Source organism: Bifidobacterium sp. B4142 (assembly GCF_026537325.1).
Lineage (GTDB): Bacteria > Actinomycetota > Actinomycetes > Actinomycetales > Bifidobacteriaceae > Bombiscardovia.
In genome coordinates, this window is record NZ_JAFNMJ010000003.1 from 36,922 (window position 1) to 55,557 (window position 18,636).

The window sequence follows — 18,636 nt, forward strand, 5'->3', positions numbered from 1 at the left end:
GTGAGACGATGAAGCAGCAAGAGCAACGTTCGGCAGGCACCACGCGCAGGAACACCTTTCGCGAGGACGAGGACCTGGAGGAGCAGATCAACTTCGGTGATATCAAGCGCATAGGGGCCTATCTGAAACCCTACCTGCGCCATGGGGTGATCATCCTGGCGGCGGTTCTGTCCATGAGCGCCATCGCCGTGGCCATTCCCTACATGACCAAGACCATGATCGACGCGGTCATCCCCTCCAAGGACCCGGTCCGGCTCTTCGCCCTGGGGGCGGTCTTTCTGTTGGCTATCGTCATCTACGAGCTCCTCCTGCGGTACCGGACGGTGGCCATCACCCAGGTGGGCCAGCTCATGCTCAAGGACATGCGCCGTGACCTCTTCACCCACATCCAGACCTTGCCTTTCTCATACTTCGACTCCAGGCCCCACGGCAAGATCCTGATCAGGGTGGTCAACTACGTCAACACGCTCTCGGATACCCTGAGCTCGGGTCTGATCAACGTGATCGCGGACATCTTCACCTTTTCGCTGACCCTGGTTGTCATGTTCGTCATCGACTGGAGGCTGACCCTCTGGTCCCTGGTCCTCATGCCCCTGCTGGTGCTCTATGTGCTGATTCTCCAGCGCTTCCAGCGGCGGGCCTACCAGCGCCTGTCCAACAAACAGAGCAATCTGAACGCCTACATCCATGAGTCCATCGCAGGGGTCAAGACCACGCAGACCTTCGTCAGGGAGCGCGAGCAGTTCCATACTTTCCAGGAGCAGCAGGGCCAGGTTCGCAGCGCCTGGATGCGGGCCGTGCACATCCAGTACCTGATGTGGCCAGGAGTGCAGAACATCTCCACCATCACCATCGCTCTGATCTACTATCTGGGGATCACCGGCCTGGGTGGCGTGCAGGTCACCACGGGCATGCTGATCGCTTTCGTCGGCTATGCCAACAACTTCTGGAACCCCATCATCAACATCGGCAACTTCTACAACCAGCTGATCACATGCTCGGCCTACCTGGAGCGCATCTTCGAGACCCTCGACGTCCGCCCTGGGATCGAGGACCGTCCAGGGGCCATAGAGCTGCCGCCGGTCAAGGGCAGGGTGGACTTCAACGACGTGGTCTTCAAGTACGAGCCCGGAGGCCGCAACATCCTCAACCTGGTGGACTTCCATGTGCCGGCAGGCAGCACGGTCGCCCTGGTGGGGCCTACGGGCGCCGGCAAGACCACCATCGTCAACCTTCTCTCGCGCTTCTACGACGTGACCGAGGGCAGCGTCTGCGTGGACGGGCATGACGTGCGCGACGTGACCCTGGACTCCCTGCGTCGGCAAATGGGGGTCATGCTTCAAGACACCTTCATCTTCACTGGCAACGTGCGCGAGAACATTCGCTACGGTCGCCTGGAGGCCACCGACCAGCAAGTCGAGGAGGCCGCAAAGGCCGTCCATGCCCACGAGTTCATCATGGAGCTGCCCGACGGCTACGATACCAAGGTCGAGGAGCGCGGATCCACCCTCTCCGCAGGTCAGCGGCAGCTGATCGCCTTTGCCAGGGTTCTGCTGGCCGACCCCCGAATCCTGATCCTGGACGAGGCGACCAGCAGCATCGACACCCGCACCGAGGAGGCCCTCCAGGCCGGACTGGCCCATCTGCTCAAGGGGCGGACTTCCTTCGTCATCGCCCACCGGCTGTCCACCATCGAGAATGCGGATCAGATCTTCTATATCGATCATGGGCAGATCGTGGAGCACGGCACCCACCAGGAGCTCCTGGCCAAGAGGGGCGCCTACTATCGGCTGCACGAGTCCCAGTACGCCATGATCCGCACAGCCAACGGTGACCAGGCGCAATCGACACAGCCTGGCGATGATGCCGGACAAAGCGGCAGCCGGGTTCCGCAGGATTCGACTGTCTCTGCCCAATAGCAGGCTGACCCATGTGTCGCCGTTGGTCCCCGACTAGCAGCATTACATCGTTATAAAATAAATAGTGACAAGGCAAAGCCGACAGGCTCGGCAGCCAGAGCAAAGGAGCAGACGTTGAGCGATACGGTTCACAAGGATGTCGAAGGAGCCGACCCCTACGGGTATCTGATGGTGCACTTCATCGAAGACCCCCAGGGGTATGCCGAGCGCCTCTACTTCGACCTGTCACGAGGCGACGACCCTCTGAGCTGGGATCCGCTGTACGGGGGCAGGCCGCTGCTGACCTCGCATCTGGGCACTACCGGCCTGCGGGATCCCTACATGGTGCGTGACCCGCGCAACGGCCGGGTCTATGTCATGGCTACCGATCTGCGGGTGTTCGGCGGCGATCAGTCAAAGGGCAGCGGCTGGGAGCACTGGTCCCGCCACGGCAGCACCAAGTTGATGATCTGGTCCACTGACGACCTGATTCATTGGTCAGGTCCCTGGCCGCTGGATGTGTCCTTGCAACAGGACGGCAGCAGGGTTCCGCTGGGCATGGCCTGGGCGCCGGAGTGCCTATGGGTGCCTGACTATGAGGGGCCGCGGCAGGGGGCCTTCGTCCTCTACTGGTCATCCAAGCTCTTTGACCAGGATGATCCTGACCATGCCGACCCGTCGGTATATGACCGGGTGCTCTGGGGGTCGACCACCGACTTCGCACAGGAGCACTTCCGCTATGGGGGAGTCTTTATCGATACCGGCCGCAATGCCATCGACACCACCATGGTCCAGCGTCCTCTGCCTGGGGGCGGCCTACGCACCTACCGGGCCACCAAGGACAACGGCTTTGGCCGGGGCATCTGGCTGGACAGCACTGACGATCCTCGATGGTGGCTGCCGCAGGCCCGGTGGACCACCGTCCAGGAGCAGATCGGCGCCGGCTGGTGCGCCGACGGCAACCCCTCGGGCGTAGAGGGTCCGGCCCTCTATGCCGACCATGCCCGGAACCGTTGGTACCTGCTGGTGGATGTGATTCCTTCAGTGGGCTACAGGCCCATGGTCAGCGATGATCCGGACGCCGGGTTCGACTACGCCCGGGAGCAGGACTTCCGCCTGCGCCCCCATACCAAGCACGGCGGGGTCCTATCCCTGACCCGGCAGGAATACGAACGTCTGCGCCCTCTGGCGCGACAGGACTGAAACAAAGCACTGAGAAAGGAGCAAGACATGGACAAGGCCTGGAGACCGCCTATGGGGTGGAACAGCTGGGACAGCTACGGGACCACCGTCACCGAGCAGGAGGTGCTGGACAATGCGCAGGTCATGCGCGACAGGCTGCTCCCGGCGGGCTGGGACACGGTCGTCATAGACATCGCCTGGTACGACCCGACCGCCAGGGCCCATGGCTACAACGCCAAGGCGCCTCTGGTCCTGGACGGCTATGGCCGGCAGCTGCCCGACCCGGTCCGGTTCCCTTCGGCGGCCGACGGCCAAGGGTTCGCTCCGTTGGCTGCTCGGATCCACGATCTAGGGCTGCGCTTCGGCATTCATGTCATGCGGGGCATCCCCAGGCTGGCGGTCGAGCGGGACCTGCCCGTCCTCGGCACCTCCTATACCGCCGCCCAGGTGGTTGACACCACCCATGTCTGTGCCTGGAATCTCGACAATTACGGTCTGGACCATTCCCATCCGGGAGCCCAGGCCTGGTATGACGCCCAGGTTGACCAGTTCGCACGTTGGGGGGTGGACTACCTGAAGGTGGACGATATGCAGGTCCCTTTCATGGACCGGGAAATCGACGCCTACGCCTGTGCCATCAGCAAGGCCGAGCAGGCCCATGGCCATCCCATGACCCTCTCCCTGTCCCCGGGCACCCGGGTGCCCACCACCCATCTTGGCTTCCTGCGGGATCACGCCCAGCTCTGGCGGATTTCGGACGACCTCTGGGATCGTTGGCAGGACCTTTACGCCCAGTTCGCCCGTCTGGCCCGCTGGGCACCTTTGCAGAGCACAGGCCACTGGGCCGATGCGGACATGCTGCCTCTGGGGCATATCGGACTGCGGGCCGAGCGGGGCGGGGACCGGTCCAGCCTCCTGACGGCCGACGAGCAACGCACCATGCTGACCCTTTGGGCCATGGGGCGCTCGCCGCTGATGGTGGGCGGCGACCTCCCCAGCAGCGATGAGGCCATTCTGTCGCTGCTGGATAACCCAGCCTTGGAGGAGGTCACCGCCGGTTCGGCCGACAATGGTGAGATCATCCGAGAGCCGGTCGAGAGTGGGGACGGCCAAGACAAGAAGATCCTAGGCGAGGAGATCGTCTGGAGGGCCCTGGCCAGCGACTGGGCCGACGGAACCCCCTCGGGCCATGACGGCGGGGTCTATGCGGCTGTCTTCTGGACCGGGGATCGCCCCCGGCGAGTCAGGACGGCCCTATCCTCCCTGGTGGGCCTGGACGGGGCGGACGGGGCCTGGACCCCGGTCGACCTGTGGGGGAACCGGACCACTGAGCCCGCCCAAATCAGCCTGGAAGGACAGGGTGCCGACCGTGAGCTGGCGGCTCTTGTGCCTGCACACGGCGTGGTCTGGGTGGCTCTGGATCCACGCTGAGGCTGATCAGCGCTTGGAGCCCCAGATGCAGACGTTGTTGCCCAGGGCGCTGAAGGTCATGACCATGCGGTGATCCTTGTCCCTGGGCAGCCGGGCGAAGACCCCCTGGTAGCTCACGGTCCCGTCCTTCTCCTTGAGGTCCATGGACAGCCGTCCCCGGTCGTCGACCTGCCAGTGGCCCTGGCGTGCTCCGGTCACCTGGCCGCCGGGCTCCAGACGGATGTCCACAGCCTTGACCACGCCCCGGTATTGGGTGCTGTGAGTGTCGGTCACCTTGCGCGGTCCCTTGAAGAAGATGGTCGGATCATGCTCCACCAGCTCATAGGTGCCGGCCTCGTCCTTGGCGCTGTATGGGCCGCCGGCCTTGGTGCCCAAATACTCATAGGGGGCCGCCACCAGCCACCCGTCTGCTGTGGGCATCAGCTGCCGGACGCGGATCTGATGCTCCTCCTTGCGGTCGGAGAATCTGGTGTGATAGATCACGTAGTCTCGGCCGTCCTTGTCGTGCAGAGCCGTGTTCCCGCCCTGCGAGACCTCGATGTCGCCCTGCTTGTCTCCGCTCCACTGGTAGGAGCCCATCAGGCGGATGCCTGTCTCGCTGGTCCAGTTGTCGGCCTCGCCGCTGGTGGCGATGGCCGGGTTGCCCTGCTGGTCCAGATAGGGGCCGGTGATGGAGTCCGAGCGGAACATCCGCATCTGGTAGCCTCCGGTCTGCACCAGCTTGCCGTAGGAGAGGAAGAGGTACCAGTGGCCGTTGGTGTGCAGCAGCGCCGATCCTTCGCCTGAGTTGCCGAAGCCTCCGGCGAGTTTATGTCCGTAGTAAGCGTCGGACTGGTTGGCCTGGGTGGGGTAGGTGGTGGAATAGTCGCGCAGGCCGGTCTTGGGGTCCAGCCGGATCATCCAGATGCCGCCGAACCAGGAGCCGAAGCTCATCCACAGGCCCCCCTGCCCGTCATCCTTGACACAGGCGTCAATCGCATTGATGCCCGTATCCGTGTAGGACTGATAGCGGTCCAGCTTCGGGTCCGGGCCCAGCACCTTGGGAACGTCGGTGTGCATGTAATTGGCCCGTGTGAAGCCGGAGTAGACCACTGGTCCTGCATAAGTCCAGTCGCCGTCCACCCGGTCGGCGGTCAGCAGGACGATGACCGAACGATGCTCGGCCCCGTTCAGGCTCAGGTACATGCACCACTTCTTCATGGTGGCGTTGTAGTAGACGTCAGGCGCCCACATGTTGCCGGTCACGTCCGGGTTGGAGGACTGCTTGGGCCAGTCCTTCCAGATCTGGGCAAAGATCTTCTTGTAATCGCGGCTCAGGTTGTTGGTGAATGGGGTCCAGTTGACCAGATCTGTGCTGCGGGCATAGGCCCGGTGCGAGCCGAAGACGTAGTAGCTCTTGCCGGAGCGAACCAGGGAGGGGTCGTGGACCGAGACGCGCTTGGGTTCCTGGGTGGCGGCGGCTTTTGTGCCGCTGGCTGACGGCTGCTGGTTCGAGCAGGCGCCCAGTGCCCCTGTCAGCAGCACCGCCAGACCCGCCGTCAGGGCAGTCAGGGCCTTGATGGCCCGTCCGATGCGTTTGGGTCTTCTCATGGTTCCTCGCTTTCCGTGAAGGCAGCCCGATCGACATCGATGACGACCCGCGGCGCATGGCCGACCTTGCGAAGTCGGTTCGGATGAGCAAACAGCCCGGCCTCATCCATGCGGTCATCAGGCGTCGTGGACTGATCTCCATGTATAATTTCTATCGTTAGAAACGATAGTCGTCGGCGTTGAAGCCGGCAAGCCGGATGGAAGGAATCGTCATGGGTGAGGATGTTCTGGACGGTGGACGAGAATCTGGGGATGGGGTTGCGCTCATGTGCTACACCCGGCGTCCCACTGATCGGCAGGAGGCCAACAACGAAGATGTCGCTCTGAGCATGCACCTGGCCCTGCGATCGCGGGCGACCGGCCGTTGGGAGCCCCTGAACGGCGGCTACGGCATCTTCTTCGCTGCTGCTGTGCCCACCAAGTCTGTGCCGGATAGTGCCCGTGGGGCCTGCACGGCCGGGGCCGCCCTGCCAGGCGAGGCAGCACCGCAAGAGGGCGGGCACAACCCTGGACTGGACGCTCATCAAGGCGAAGGGTCCAATGCTGATGCTGATGGCGACGACAATGTCGACGATGGCCAGGCATCCCAGGCGGCCCAGGAACTGGCGGTGGTCCCAGGGCAGGATCTGGTCCTCAAGAGCCTGATCGACCCCTTCCTGCTGCCCCTGAGGGACGGCGCCTTCGTCATTCTGGCCACCAGGGTGGCCAGGGGCGGCCAGTCGGACGGCTCCCAGGCCGACTCCTTCCTGACGGCTCTTTCGCCGGACCTGCTGACCTACCGACGGCTGCCACAGGTCCATATCCTGGGCGCTCATGGGGTCCACCGGCCCAGGGCGCGGCTTCTGGACGATGGCCAGGGCTGCCGGCTTTACTGGGACGACGACCGCGGGCGGCTGTGCACGGCCATGGTGGACGACCCGACGCGGATGGGCATGGTGGCCGACATGAAGATCCTGGAGGATGACGATTCTCTGGTCCAGGGCGACCCCCTGTCCATGGACCGGCGGCGCGCCCTGGAGGAGGACTGCGGCATGAAGGGCATTCTGGCCGGCAATGTGGTGCTGATCCGCGCCGATTGCGAGCGTGGCCTGCTGGAACGGTTCGGCCGCATCTATAACACCGGCGTGAAAGTGGATCCGGTTCAGGTGTTCCGAGGCGACGGTCTGGAGTCGGCCCGGCAGGCCCAGGCACGGCTCCTCTACAGCGATGGGTCTGCCGCCTTGCGCGGGGTGGACTGGGATCAGAGCCAATTGGATCGTCTGGCCAGTGACCTGGCCCTGGGTCGTCTGAATCATGGAGAGACCAGGCTGATAGGCGGACGGGTCCGGCAGACGGCTTACCCGGTCCCCTTCGCTCGGCAACGTGCCGATCCCTCCATTTTCCGCTGGTCCTGGAGGGGCCGGCGCCTGTTCATGTTCATCGCCACCGAGGATGCGGATGGCAATTGCGTCGACCCCTTGAACGGGCATACGCACATGCCTCTACGGGTCGCTGACACCATCGAAGGCCTGAGCGATCAGGCCGGCGGTCATGAAAAGGAGGTGGACCTGCTGCGCAGGGGCGATCGCAACAGCGAAGGCCGAGTCATGACCGGCTGTTTCTGGGCCCCGGAGATCCATCTGATCGGAGGCAGGCTCTCCATCCTCTTCATGCCTTGCTTCGATGGTCCGCGGACCAACCCTGACGGGACCGCCAACGATCGGGCCGGGAAGCCGGACATGTGGACGGGCTGCTGCCATATCATGCAGCTGCGCCGCGACGACCAGGGCCGGGATCTGGACCCTCGCCAGCCTGGGAACTGGGACAGCCCCCGACCCATTCTGCGGGCCGAAGGCACCCCTCTCAACCCCATCCAGCGCATCAGCCTGGACATGACGGTCCTGCACGATACCGGCCGCTGGTATTACGCCTGGCAGCAGCTGGGCTCGGTCTGGATCGCCGCCTTCGACCCTGCCCGCCCCGACCGTCTGACCAGCACGCCACGCCAGATCATCGTCCCCGAGTTCGCCTGGGACAACATGATTGCTGAGGGGCCCAATGCCGTGATCCACGACGGCCTGATCTTCCTAATTTATTCCGGCTCCCTGGTGGGCATCGACTACACCACCGGACTGGTGACCGCGCCGGCCGGTGTTGGGGCCGATCTATGCGATCCCGGCGTGTGGAAGAAGCTGGACTACCCATTGCAGAAGTCCGGGAAGTACAATGGCCATTGGCAGCTGGGCACCGGCCACGGTATGTGGTCCCAGGACGAAGACGGCACCATGATCTACGTTTTCCACAATGCCGAGCATGACCAGGACCGCTACCTTGGCCGCGACAGTCAGGTACGACGGGTACATTGGTCCGCTGAGGGGATGCCCGTATTGGATATGCAAACGGATGAGGAGCTCGACCCCACCCGTGCCACGGTAACCTTGGAGGTTAGGGTCTTATGAGTTTAGCCGATTCCCCCGGCACAGGACGTGGTTCCACCCCGACTATGAAGGATGTGGCCCAGGCCGCAGGAGTGTCGGTCAAGACCGTCTCCAATGTGGTCAATGACTATGAATTCGTCTCCAAGGCTACTAGAGGCAAGGTCAACAAGGCCATAGAGGAGCTGGGCTACCGGGTCAATGTGCCGGCCAGAAACCTGCGGCTGGGCTTCACGGGGATGATCTCTTTGGCCATACCTGATCTGGCAATGCCTTACTTCGCTCAGCTCTCCTCCTTGGTCATCGAGGAGGCCAAGAAGCTGGGCATGCGGGTTCTGGTGGAGCCCACCCTCTACTCGCGCGAGGGTGAAATCGAGGCTCTGCACGGCTCCCAGCGATCCATGATCGACGGCCTCATCTACAGCCCGCTGGAGCTGGGCATGGACGATCTGGACCAGCTGCGGGTGGACTATCCTCTGGTGGTTGTGGGGGAGCGGATCTTCAGCGATCAGTTTGATCATGTGGCCACGGAGAACGTGGAGGGCGCCAAGCACGCCACCGCCTATCTGATTAACACTGGTTGCCGTCGGGTGGCGGTCATCGGCACCCATCCCGGCGAGAAGCTTGGTTCGGCTGCTCTTCGCTTGGAAGGGTACAGACAGGGTCTTGAGGAGGCCTGCCTGGACTACGATCCCCGGTTGGTGGCCCCATCGCGCATGTGGCATCGCATCGACGGGGTCAACGCCATGAATGCCCTGCTGGACCAGGGCATTGTCCCCGACGGGGTGGTGGCCCTGAACGACATGCTGGCGGCAGGGGTTCTGCATTCCATACAAATGCATGGCATGTCGGTGCCGGACGACATCTCGGTAATCGGTTTCGACAATTCCGATGATTCCCAGTATCTGTCGCCCTCGTTGACCAGTATCTCGCCCGGGCTCAAGGCCGTGGCCAGGCTCTCGGTCCGTGTTCTCAAGGACAGGATCAATGGGGTCCAGCCGCTGAACACCAAAGAGGGCGAGCACGTCTTCCGCAAGGTATCCTCCTCGCTGGTGGTCCGCAATTCAACCCGTGCCCTACCCGGAAACGAGATCGCCGTCTGATCGCTGATGTGCTTTTTCGGGTGTCTTGGATTTCTGAATTTCTAACGTTATAATATACTGAAGACGTTCTCAAATGATTTGATGCGGCACCGGCGGGCCATGGAGGCCTGCCGGTCGGAGCGCGGCCGCTCCGATGCCGATGCGGAAAGGTGTGAACATGCGTCATCAATCGTCATCAGACGCAGGACGACGGAGCCGAGGAGGGGTTGCAGCGGCGGCCCTCGTGGGCATGATACTGGCGGGCGGCACAGTCGCGTCTCCAGCCTGGGCTGATCAGTCCCCAGCAGATGGCAGCGCTACAACCAGGATGTCCGCCAGTCAGCCGCAGCCCCTGCTCGGCTACGATTTTTCAGCCCTTGCCGCAGGAGCCAAGGAGGCAAACAATACTGTCACAGGCTCATCCTTTGGCCCGGCCCGCATCCTGGATGCCAATGGCCGGCCGACAGGGGCGGCCAAGAACGACGATGCGCTCCTGTTCGATGGATCCACTTATGTCAAGCTTCCCGATGACATACTGAGCGGACACGCCAGCGCCACGGTGTCCATCCGCGTGCGCAACGACCGGTTCAACGCCTCAGGCCCCTGGACCTATCTCTGGTCGCTAGGGGGGACCGGCCAGCAGGCTGTCGGCTCCTGGACCGCCTCCACCCATACCTCCCTGTACACCTCCATCACTTCCAAGGCCAACGGCCAAGGCGAGACATATCTGCCGGCATCCAAGAACCTGCCCAATGACCGCTTCTCCACGTTGACCGCCACCATCGACGGCAAGAACAACATGGTTCGGCTCTATATCAACGGTTTGCAGGTGGCTGAGGGCAAGGCCACGGTCAATCCCGCCGCCTTTGGAGACCACCACCACAACGTAATCGGCCAGTCCCGATACCCCGGCATAGGCGACGCCCTCTTCCATGGCGCAGTGCAGTCATTTGCCGTCTATCCGCAGGCCCTGAATGCCGACCAGATCGTCGCCACCCTGCCCTGGGAGGACCTTGGAGATCTGATCAACCAGCAGGCCGCATCACTGGCGGTTCCCGCAGCCGTAGACGGTGATTTCAACCTGCCGGTCTCAACTACTGTCGCCTCGGTGGGGTGGACCTCTTCTGCGCCTGGAACAGTCAGTGTCAATGCTGCCACCGGGAGGGCCCATGTGGTCCCCGGCAAGCGGGATGTCCCAATCACGCTGACGGCCCGGCTGCAAGCGAGCAAGGCCTCGAGGTCCTCCCGAGACGCTAAAGCCATCCAGCAGGACTACCGGCTTATTGTCAGGGGTACATCCAAGGACGGTCAGAACGCCTACTCGCGCGTCTCTGTGCATGACCCTTCCGTGGTCAAGGCCGGAGGGCGCTACTATGTCTTCGGCTCGCATCGGGCCTGGGCCCGCAGCACCGACCTCAAGCATTGGGAGCCATTCACCAACAATCTGAGCCGGGATTACCAGCGCATTCTGGATCCTATCTGGAAGGCATGGCCCAAGCAGTCCTCCAACCCGGACGTGACCGGCAACATGTGGGCGCCCGAGGTCTACTACAACGCCACCATGAAGAAGTGGTGCATGTACCTGAGCCTGAACGGGGGAGGGTTCCCCTTCCAGAAGTCGGTCATCGTCCTGCTGACGGCCGACGACATCGAGGGGGACTGGAGCCTGGTGGGCCCAGTGGTCTACTCCGGCTTCCAGAAGTCCAACGTGGAGGCTACTGACGTTCCCAAGGTGCTGGGCCCCAATGCCGATTTGTCGCGTTATGCCAGCCTCACGGATACGGGCATCAATGCGATTGACGCCTGTGTCAAGGATGACGGGCAGGGGGGCCTGTGGATGAGCTTCGGCTCCTGGTTCGGCGGCATCTGGATGATCCGGCTGGACCCCAAGACCGGCCTGCGCGACTACTCCACCACCTACCCCACCCAGGCCAACCAGTCCGACGCCTACTACGGGCACAAACTCGCCGGAGGCTTCGGCAACTCAGGCGAAGGCACCGCCCTGGTCCGTCAGGGTGACTGGTGGTATCTGATGCTTTCTTACGGCGGACTCGGGCAGACCGGGGGCTACCAGATGCGTGAATTCCGCTCCCGTTCCATTACCGGCCCCTACATGGACCAGAACGGCAAGCCGGCCGTCTATGGGCGTGCAATGAACGATCTGGATGCCAACCGGGGTCTGCGGATCGACTCCTCCTTCGCCCAGCCTGGACAGGACCAGGTGCTGACCTCCCAGGGAGGCAATGCGCTGTTGATTGACGAGGATCGCGTCTTTAACGTTTACCATACTCGCTTCGTGCGCGCTGCGGGCAACTTGGAGGAACATCAGGTCCGGGTCAAGCAGATGGTCCAGACCCCTGACGGATGGCTGGTCATGACGCCCTTCGAATACCGGAATCCGGTGGGCAGGGTCTCCTCCAGCCAGGTGGTCGGCGACTACCAGGTGGTGGTCCATGATCCGGTCCGTTACTATGCGGGATCCGGCCTGCTCAGCCCGGCAATCTACCGGTCCGTGTCAGTGAGCCTGCTGGCTGGCGGTCGGCTGGGCGGCCAGGTGCAGGGCTCTTGGACGGCGACTGGTGGCGATCTGACCATCAAGGTGGACTCGGCGGATCCGGGCACTCTGTTGCACGGCGTCTATCGGGCCAGGCTGGGCCGACAGCTTGATGAGCAGGGCCATCCGGTCGTCTTCTTCTCAGGATTGGGCGGCGATGTCTTCACCGATGCCGGTGCCGATGTCTCCCAGGCAGCAGGTGCCGCGGCCATCTGGGGCTCGCGTCCCCTGGCCGGTCCCAAGGTTCAAGAGGAGGCCGATGGCGATAGCGGTCATGCGACTGTTCCCGCCGCGGACTCCACTCGTGCACCTGCAGGTCGGTCCGGCAAGGAAGGCAAGGCTGGTCGTCTTCCCTCGGCCGGATCGGCCCTGTCGGCTCCCGTCGCAGCCGCATCCGCGGCCCTTGTCTTGGGTCTGGGCGCACTGGTGTTCACTGCCATTCGCCGAGCCCAAGGCTGAACCCGACCGGGCCCACTGCCCAAGCCGCCCTCCGCCTTCGAATTCGAGCGCCCGGCGGAGGGTGGGCAGCTCGCTGATATTCAACGTTGTATATTGGTCATATAGACCAGTACCTCCGTCTTCGTGATAGGAACACATGATGAGCGCATACCACAATCCCCTGGTACTCCAGCGGGCCGATCCCTGGGTCATCAGGCATAGGAACCTCTACTATTTCACCGCCTCCTACCCGGCCTACGACAGAATCATCCTGCGCGCCGCCGCCAGGCTGGACGACCTGCAGGCCGCCCCTGAGCGCACCATCTGGCACAAGCACGAGTCCGGCCCCATGAGCAGGTATATATGGGCGCCCGAACTCCACCGGATCAGTGGGGCTTGGTATATCTACTTCGCGGCTGCCGAGGAGGACTTCGGCTCCGCCGATCTGCCCACCCATCGCATGTATGTGCTGGAGAATACCGGCAAAGACCCCATGGATGACGAGTGGATCGAGAAGGGGCAAATCCACACCCCGATCGACTCCTTCTCCCTGGATGCCACCACAGCGGTGATCGGGGGCAGCCAGTACCTGATTTGGGCCCAGAAGGATCCAGCCATAGAGGGCAATTCCAATCTCTACATCGCCCGCATGGCCAATCCCTGGACCCTGGCCACTGATCCTGTCCTGCTCTCAAAGCCCGAATACGACTGGGAATGCATTGATTTCAAGGTCAACGAGGGCCCGGCTGTCATGCTTCACCAGGGCATGATCTACCTGACCTACTCGGCCTCGGGCACCGGGGTCCCTTACGCGGTGGGCATGCTGACCGCCTGTGAGGATGCCGACCTGCTGGATCCTGCCAGCTGGACCAAGAGCGATCACCCCGTCTTCAAAACGGCTGAGGAGAACCATCAGTATGGGCCCGGCCACAACTGCTTCACAGTCAGCGAGGATGGCAGCCAGGACCTGATGATCTATCATGCTCGCAACTACACACATATCGAGGGTGATCCCCTCTTCGATCCCAACCGCCATGCCAGGGTTGGGCTGGTCACTTGGACCGACCATGGACCAGACTTCGGACTACCGCTGCCTGATGATCGGTGGACCCCGACGAGCCGCCAGATCCTGCCTCCCGATGGCAGCCATTGAGCGGCATAACCGGGCTATGCCCGACACGCTTGTACATCGTTGGAGAAGAGAGTAGTATATCATTTGCAACGTTAGAAAGATGTCGGTTTACAAAGGCGTGGGCTACGTTCACGTATCTGGGAGCGTGACCAGGCGATGCAAGCCATTGGACCAGATGGGCAGGACATGGTTGTTTCGGCCGTCATCGGTTCCTTTGTAACCGTTGCTTGATGTCGAAAGGACAGAGACAATGAAGGCAATCAGAAAGGCTGCGGTAGCCGCGATCGCGCTCGCCACGCTCAGCACCGTGGGGCTCTCGGCCTGCGGTTCCGGCAGTGGTGGCAAGGATGCCAAGGGCAAGGACGGCGTTACCAACATCGTCATGTGGCACGGATTCTCCGAGGCCGATGGCAAGACTCTGAAGAAGATCGTCGAGAACTTTAACAAGTCCCAGAAGAAGTACCACATCGACGCCCAGCTGCAGCCCTGGAGCACTATCGGCGAGACCATGGTCACCAAGGTCACCTCGGGCGACGGCCCGGACTTCGTCACCACCGGCGCCGACAACGGCCAGGGCTGGTCCATAGACGGCACCTTCCAGTGCGTGCAGGACTTCTATGACGATCCCTCCAACGAGACCAAGAACTACCTGCCCAACGTGACCAAGCAGACCGAGTTCACCATCGACGGCAAGAAGCAGCAGTGCGCGGTTCCCATGGGCTATGCGCCCACCACCGTCTGGTACAACACCGATATGTGGAAGGCTGCCGGCCTGACCGAGCAGGATTATCCCAAGACTTGGGACCAGCTCCTGGATGTGGCCAAGAAGTTGACCAAGGGTGACGGTTCCCAGTACGGCATGGCCCTGTCCGACTCGGGATGGGCGGCCTTCATGAAGGGCAACGGCACCGGCCTGTACAGCACCAAGGGCAAGGTCACCATCAACTCCGAGCAGAACAAGGCCTTCCTGCAGAAGATGCGCGAGTTCTACAAGGGTGGTTACTCCAAGACCGGCATGGATGACACCGCTGCACGCGAGTCCTTCGAGTCCGGCCAGTCGGCCATGGTCATCGTCGGCCCCTGGGAGGACCAGGCAGCCACCGACAAGGGCATCAAGCACGATCTGTTCCCCGTGCCCAACGGAGACGGCACCTATGTCTACCCCGACGGCAAGAAGGGCTCCAACACCGGTTCCACCGGTCTGTATTGGTGGGTCACCTCGCAGGTCAAGGACGAGGCCAAGAAGAAGGGCATCTACGCCTTCTTCAAGTACTACAACAACCATGACAACCAGGTCATGTGGTCGCTGGGCTCCGCCTATCCGCCCAACAACAAGACCGTGACCACCGACGAGCTTTCCAAGCGCCCCCTGATCGCCAAGGTCTCCGAGAATACGGACAACTCCTACATCGGCATTGCCGGCCTCAAGGGCGGCTTCGCGGATATCTCGTCCACCCTGGATTCGGTGACCCAGAACACCGCCCGCACTGACGATGACATTTCCGCCTCGCTATCCAAAGCCTCCAACAAAATCCAGAAGTATCTGGATGAGTACAAGGCTGAGGACTGATTGAACATCCGCCCCTGAGGAGCCGGCCTGGCGGCCTGCAGCGCCGTCGGCCGGTCCCTCATGGCTGACCGTCGCCCGGGCCCGGCGTCCGGGCGGCACTTTGGAGTACCTATGTCCACTACCACTGGGATCCCACCCGCGCAGGGCGCCGACGAGGTCATCAAGGACAACAAGAAGACCCTTTCCAGGCGCAATATCCGGATCGGGCTTAGCTTCATAGCCCCGGCCCTGATCGTCCTGTCGGTCTTCGTCTTTTACCCGACCATCAAGACCTTCTTCACCTCGCTGACTACCGACCGCATCAACCGTAAGGGCATCTTCGTCGGTCTGCACAACTACGTCGAGCTTTTCACCAACGCGGACTTCTGGACCGACTTCCGCAACACGGTCATCTACGCGGTCGTCTACGCGCCGTTGGTGGTCATCGTGGCCCTGGCTTTCGCCCTGTTGCTCAACCGCAAGGACATCAAGGGGGTCGGCTTCTTCCGCACCTGCCTGTTCATGCCCTACATCATCTCGCTGACTGTGGCCTCCATCGCCTGGAGCTTCCTTCTCTCGCCATCACTGGGTCTCATACCCTACTGGGGCAAGGTGCTCTTCGGCATCCAGCACATGGATCTGCTGGGAACCAAGTCCACGGCCCTGGCCACCATCATTTTCATCACCGTATGGAAGAACTTCGGCTATTTCATGGTCATCTTCCTGGCCGGCCTGCAGGGGATCAACCCGGACCTGTACGAGGCGGCCTCCCTGGATGGAGCCAACGCCTGGCAGCGCTTCCTGCACATCACCCTGCCAGGGCTGATGCCCACCTTTAACTACGTGGTCATCTTCGGACTGATCGGATCCTTCCAGGTCTTCGACCAGGTCTTCATCCTGACATCCGGAGGCCCCGACCGCGCCACGGAGACCATCGTCTACCGCATCTACACCGAGGCCTTCGGCAACGGCAAGATGGGCTATGCGTCGGCCCTGTCCTATGTCCTGCTGATCATGACGCTGATCATCGGCGTTATCCAGCTGGTCTGGAACAACAAGCATGAGAAGGAGGAAATCGGATGAGCCAGTCGACTCCTACCGCAATCGAGCACGATAAGCTGCTCAGGAGGGCCCATGCCCGACACATGGTGGCCAGGGTCCTGACCTACTTCCTGCTGATCCTGATGACGGTGATCATCATCTTCCCCTTGCTGATCGTGCTGATCACCTCCTTTACGCCCAACAAGCTGACCCAGACATGGCCGCCCAAGGTGATTCCCTCCTCATTCACCCTGGACAACTACACCTCGCTCTTCCAGCGGATGCCCATCGGCAAGCAGCTGATGAACACAGTGATTTTCGCCGGTGCTGTGACGGTCTTCTCGGTCTTCTTCGACTCCCTGGCCGCCTACGGGCTCTCTAGGATCGACTTCAAGGGGCGCGGCTTCCTGCTGGGAATCCTGATCGCCACCATGATGATCCCTGGCATGGCCCTGCTGATCCCGGTCTACAAGCTGCTGGCAAGCATGGGTCTGGTCAACTCTTACTGGGGCATCATCATCCCCAGGCTGGCTGATGTGGGCGGCATCTTCCTGATGCGGCAGTTCTTCATCTCCCTGCCCAAAGATCTGGACAACGCGGCTCGCATCGATGGTGCCGGCGAGTTCCGCATCTTCTGGCAGATTATCCTGCCCAACGCCAAGTCCTCGGTGCTGGTAGTGACCATGTTCAACTTCATGGGCAACTGGAACGACCTGCTCTGGCCATTGATCATGACCAGCCGCCCGGAGACAAGGACCATCACCGCCGGTCTGGCCATGCTGACCGGCCATGGCTCCTCGGTCACGCCCTATGGCGTGGTCATGGCAGGCGCCCTGATCTCGGCACTGCCCTTGCTGATCATCTTCTTCTTCATCCAGAAGAGCTTCGTGCAGGGCATCGCCATGACCGGTATCAAGTGATCGACGAGGCCACCATTATCGGCACCGGGCCCAGGGCCCTTTGAGGGGTGGGCCACTGCGCCTGGTGTCCAAGGGGCTGACGGGGGATGACCAACCCCCCGTCGGCCCCTTGTTCGTTCTGGATCTAGACTGGGCTGGTGAGCGTCGCGGACGGGGAGGTCAGGCATGGATGAGCGTCAGGGCGATCAATATGGGCTGAGCTCCGACCAGCAGGATGCCTTGGGGGTTCTGGCATCGGAGGATCCCCACGCCGGACAGTCCAAGTGGACCATCTTCAGGCACTTGTCGCCGAATGAGCGTTGGCCATACCTCGCCCAGCACTTTCTTCCTGGTATTCTGGCCGCCGGTCTGGTACTGGCCCTGCTGGTCGGCCTGGTCGTCACCAGACTGACCAGGCTGCCGGACCCGCTTCTTTCAGTTCAGGGCTTCAACATGAGCGCCCATGAGGAGGGGTTTGACCGCATCAAACAGGGATTCATGCGCGACCGGGGAATCAAGGATGGGCGGCTGGTGGACATGGAGGCGACCCTGACGCTGAATGGCCAGGGCTACGATGATTCGGCCAAGGCCATGACCCGGGTCACTGCAGGACAGATCAACATGGTGATCGCCCCGACGGGCCTCTTTCCGGCTCTGTGTAAGCGCGGGCTGGTGGCTAAGCCCTCGCAAGGATTGAAGGGCGGTGACCTGCGGCGGGTAGCCAGCCAAGGCGTTCTGGTGGACTCCAAGGGACGGCAGGTATCGAATCCGTCCCATGCCATGGGACTGGATCCTTCCCGCTCATCGCGTTGGAGGCAGGTGCCCGGCATGCCTGATCACGCCATCCTGGGGTTGAACAACGTAGCCGACACCATAACCTACGTCCGGGCCTGCGTCGACTATATGGATTTCGGCTGAGTTCCCGAGTCCCTTTGAACCGTGTCTGCAGCATGGATTCCCAGGGTGGATTCCCGCTCCAGCAGATGGTAGCCCACGATCACTCTGCGAGGGGTTCGGTCCGGATCTTCCTGACCTTCCTGCTGACCCACATGATCCAGCATCATGGAGATGGCCATCCGCGCCATCTCAGTGAAATCCACTGCCACGGTGGTCAGGGTGGGGACGGAGTAGGCTCCCGGTTCAATCCCCTCGAAGCCGGTGATTGCGACATCCTTGGCCATCTGTTGGATTGTTAGGGCGCTGTTGTGGCTGGAACATACGAAGAGCCTGTCAAACTTGTAGGAGTGCAGTTCCTGGATCTGGCGGAGCTCATTGGTATTGTCATACCGGCTGATCAGGATAAGCAACTTCAGATTCCTGGCGTAGTAGCCGTTCTCCAGGTTCGGCACGATCATGTAAAGATGCCGGACCGACCCGAGCGCAGGGCACGTGTGATACCTTGGTGGAGTAGTGGAGCGGCCCCGCG

General features: G+C 62.2%; 13 protein-coding genes. 11 read left to right on the forward strand and 2 right to left on the reverse strand.

All coding sequences use genetic code 11. The annotated features are described in order from the left end of the window. Positions 1 to 8: 8 nt before the first annotated feature. The 3 genes from J3U06_RS06260 to J3U06_RS06270 all read left to right on the forward strand — a co-directional run bounded on the left by J3U06_RS06260 (position 9) and on the right by J3U06_RS06270 (position 4,511). A complete protein-coding gene (locus tag J3U06_RS06260; RefSeq protein WP_267400362.1) occupies positions 9 to 1,919 on the forward strand; it encodes an ABC transporter ATP-binding protein in 1,911 nt (636 codons plus the stop codon). 114 nt (positions 1,920 to 2,033) lie between these two features. Further along, positions 2,034 to 3,101, forward strand: a complete 1,068-nt coding sequence (locus J3U06_RS06265; RefSeq protein WP_267400365.1) for a glycoside hydrolase family 43 protein — start codon at positions 2,034 to 2,036, stop codon at positions 3,099 to 3,101. A 51-nt stretch (positions 3,102 to 3,152) separates the two neighbouring features. Beyond that, positions 3,153 to 4,511, forward strand: a complete 1,359-nt coding sequence (locus J3U06_RS06270; protein WP_324123891.1) for a glycoside hydrolase family 27 protein — start codon at positions 3,153 to 3,155, stop codon at positions 4,509 to 4,511. Between the two features lie 6 nt (positions 4,512 to 4,517). Here the strand turns inward: J3U06_RS06270 and J3U06_RS06275 are convergent, their stop codons facing one another. After that, positions 4,518 to 6,101: a glycoside hydrolase family 43 protein gene (locus J3U06_RS06275; protein ID WP_267430838.1), complete on the reverse strand. Its 1,584-nt coding sequence runs from the start codon at positions 6,099 to 6,101 to the stop codon at positions 4,518 to 4,520. Positions 6,102 to 6,313: 212 nt separating this feature from the next. On the opposite strand from J3U06_RS06275, the gene J3U06_RS06280 reads away from it, so the two are divergent. The 8 genes from J3U06_RS06280 to J3U06_RS06315 all read left to right on the forward strand — a co-directional run bounded on the left by J3U06_RS06280 (position 6,314) and on the right by J3U06_RS06315 (position 18,128). Continuing rightward, positions 6,314 to 8,539: a family 43 glycosylhydrolase gene (locus J3U06_RS06280; RefSeq protein ID WP_267444648.1), complete on the forward strand. Its 2,226-nt coding sequence runs from the start codon at positions 6,314 to 6,316 to the stop codon at positions 8,537 to 8,539. Next, on the forward strand, positions 8,536 to 9,618 hold the full coding sequence (locus J3U06_RS06285) for a LacI family DNA-binding transcriptional regulator (RefSeq protein WP_267444649.1): 1,083 nt from the start codon (positions 8,536 to 8,538) through the stop codon (positions 9,616 to 9,618). The genes J3U06_RS06280 and J3U06_RS06285 overlap by 4 nt, the downstream gene beginning before the upstream one ends. Before the next feature lie 157 nt (positions 9,619 to 9,775). After that, the gene (locus tag J3U06_RS06290) at positions 9,776 to 12,610 is read left to right on the forward strand and encodes a family 43 glycosylhydrolase (protein ID WP_267444650.1); all 2,835 of its coding nucleotides are present in this window, start codon (positions 9,776 to 9,778) and stop codon (positions 12,608 to 12,610) included. Positions 12,611 to 12,749: 139 nt separating this feature from the next. Then, a complete protein-coding gene (locus J3U06_RS06295; protein ID WP_267444741.1) occupies positions 12,750 to 13,742 on the forward strand; it encodes a family 43 glycosylhydrolase in 993 nt (330 codons plus the stop codon). A gap of 229 nt (positions 13,743 to 13,971) precedes the next feature. Beyond that, positions 13,972 to 15,291, forward strand: a complete 1,320-nt coding sequence (locus J3U06_RS06300) for an ABC transporter substrate-binding protein (protein ID WP_267444651.1) — start codon at positions 13,972 to 13,974, stop codon at positions 15,289 to 15,291. A 111-nt stretch (positions 15,292 to 15,402) separates the two neighbouring features. After that, the gene (locus J3U06_RS06305) at positions 15,403 to 16,353 is read left to right on the forward strand and encodes a carbohydrate ABC transporter permease (protein ID WP_220236740.1); all 951 of its coding nucleotides are present in this window, start codon (positions 15,403 to 15,405) and stop codon (positions 16,351 to 16,353) included. Then, the gene (locus J3U06_RS06310) at positions 16,350 to 17,231 is read left to right on the forward strand and encodes a carbohydrate ABC transporter permease (protein ID WP_144178217.1); all 882 of its coding nucleotides are present in this window, start codon (positions 16,350 to 16,352) and stop codon (positions 17,229 to 17,231) included. Before J3U06_RS06305 ends, J3U06_RS06310 begins: the two co-directional genes overlap by 4 nt. Positions 17,232 to 17,396: 165 nt before the next feature. Beyond that, entirely contained in the window at positions 17,397 to 18,128 is a 732-nt protein-coding gene (locus tag J3U06_RS06315; protein WP_267444652.1) for a hypothetical protein, read from the forward strand. Here J3U06_RS06315 and J3U06_RS06320 read toward each other — a convergent pair. Beyond that, entirely contained in the window at positions 18,110 to 18,565 is a 456-nt protein-coding gene (locus tag J3U06_RS06320) for a substrate-binding domain-containing protein (protein WP_267444653.1), read from the reverse strand. The genes J3U06_RS06315 and J3U06_RS06320 overlap by 19 nt on opposite strands. Positions 18,566 to 18,636 lie beyond the last annotated feature (71 nt).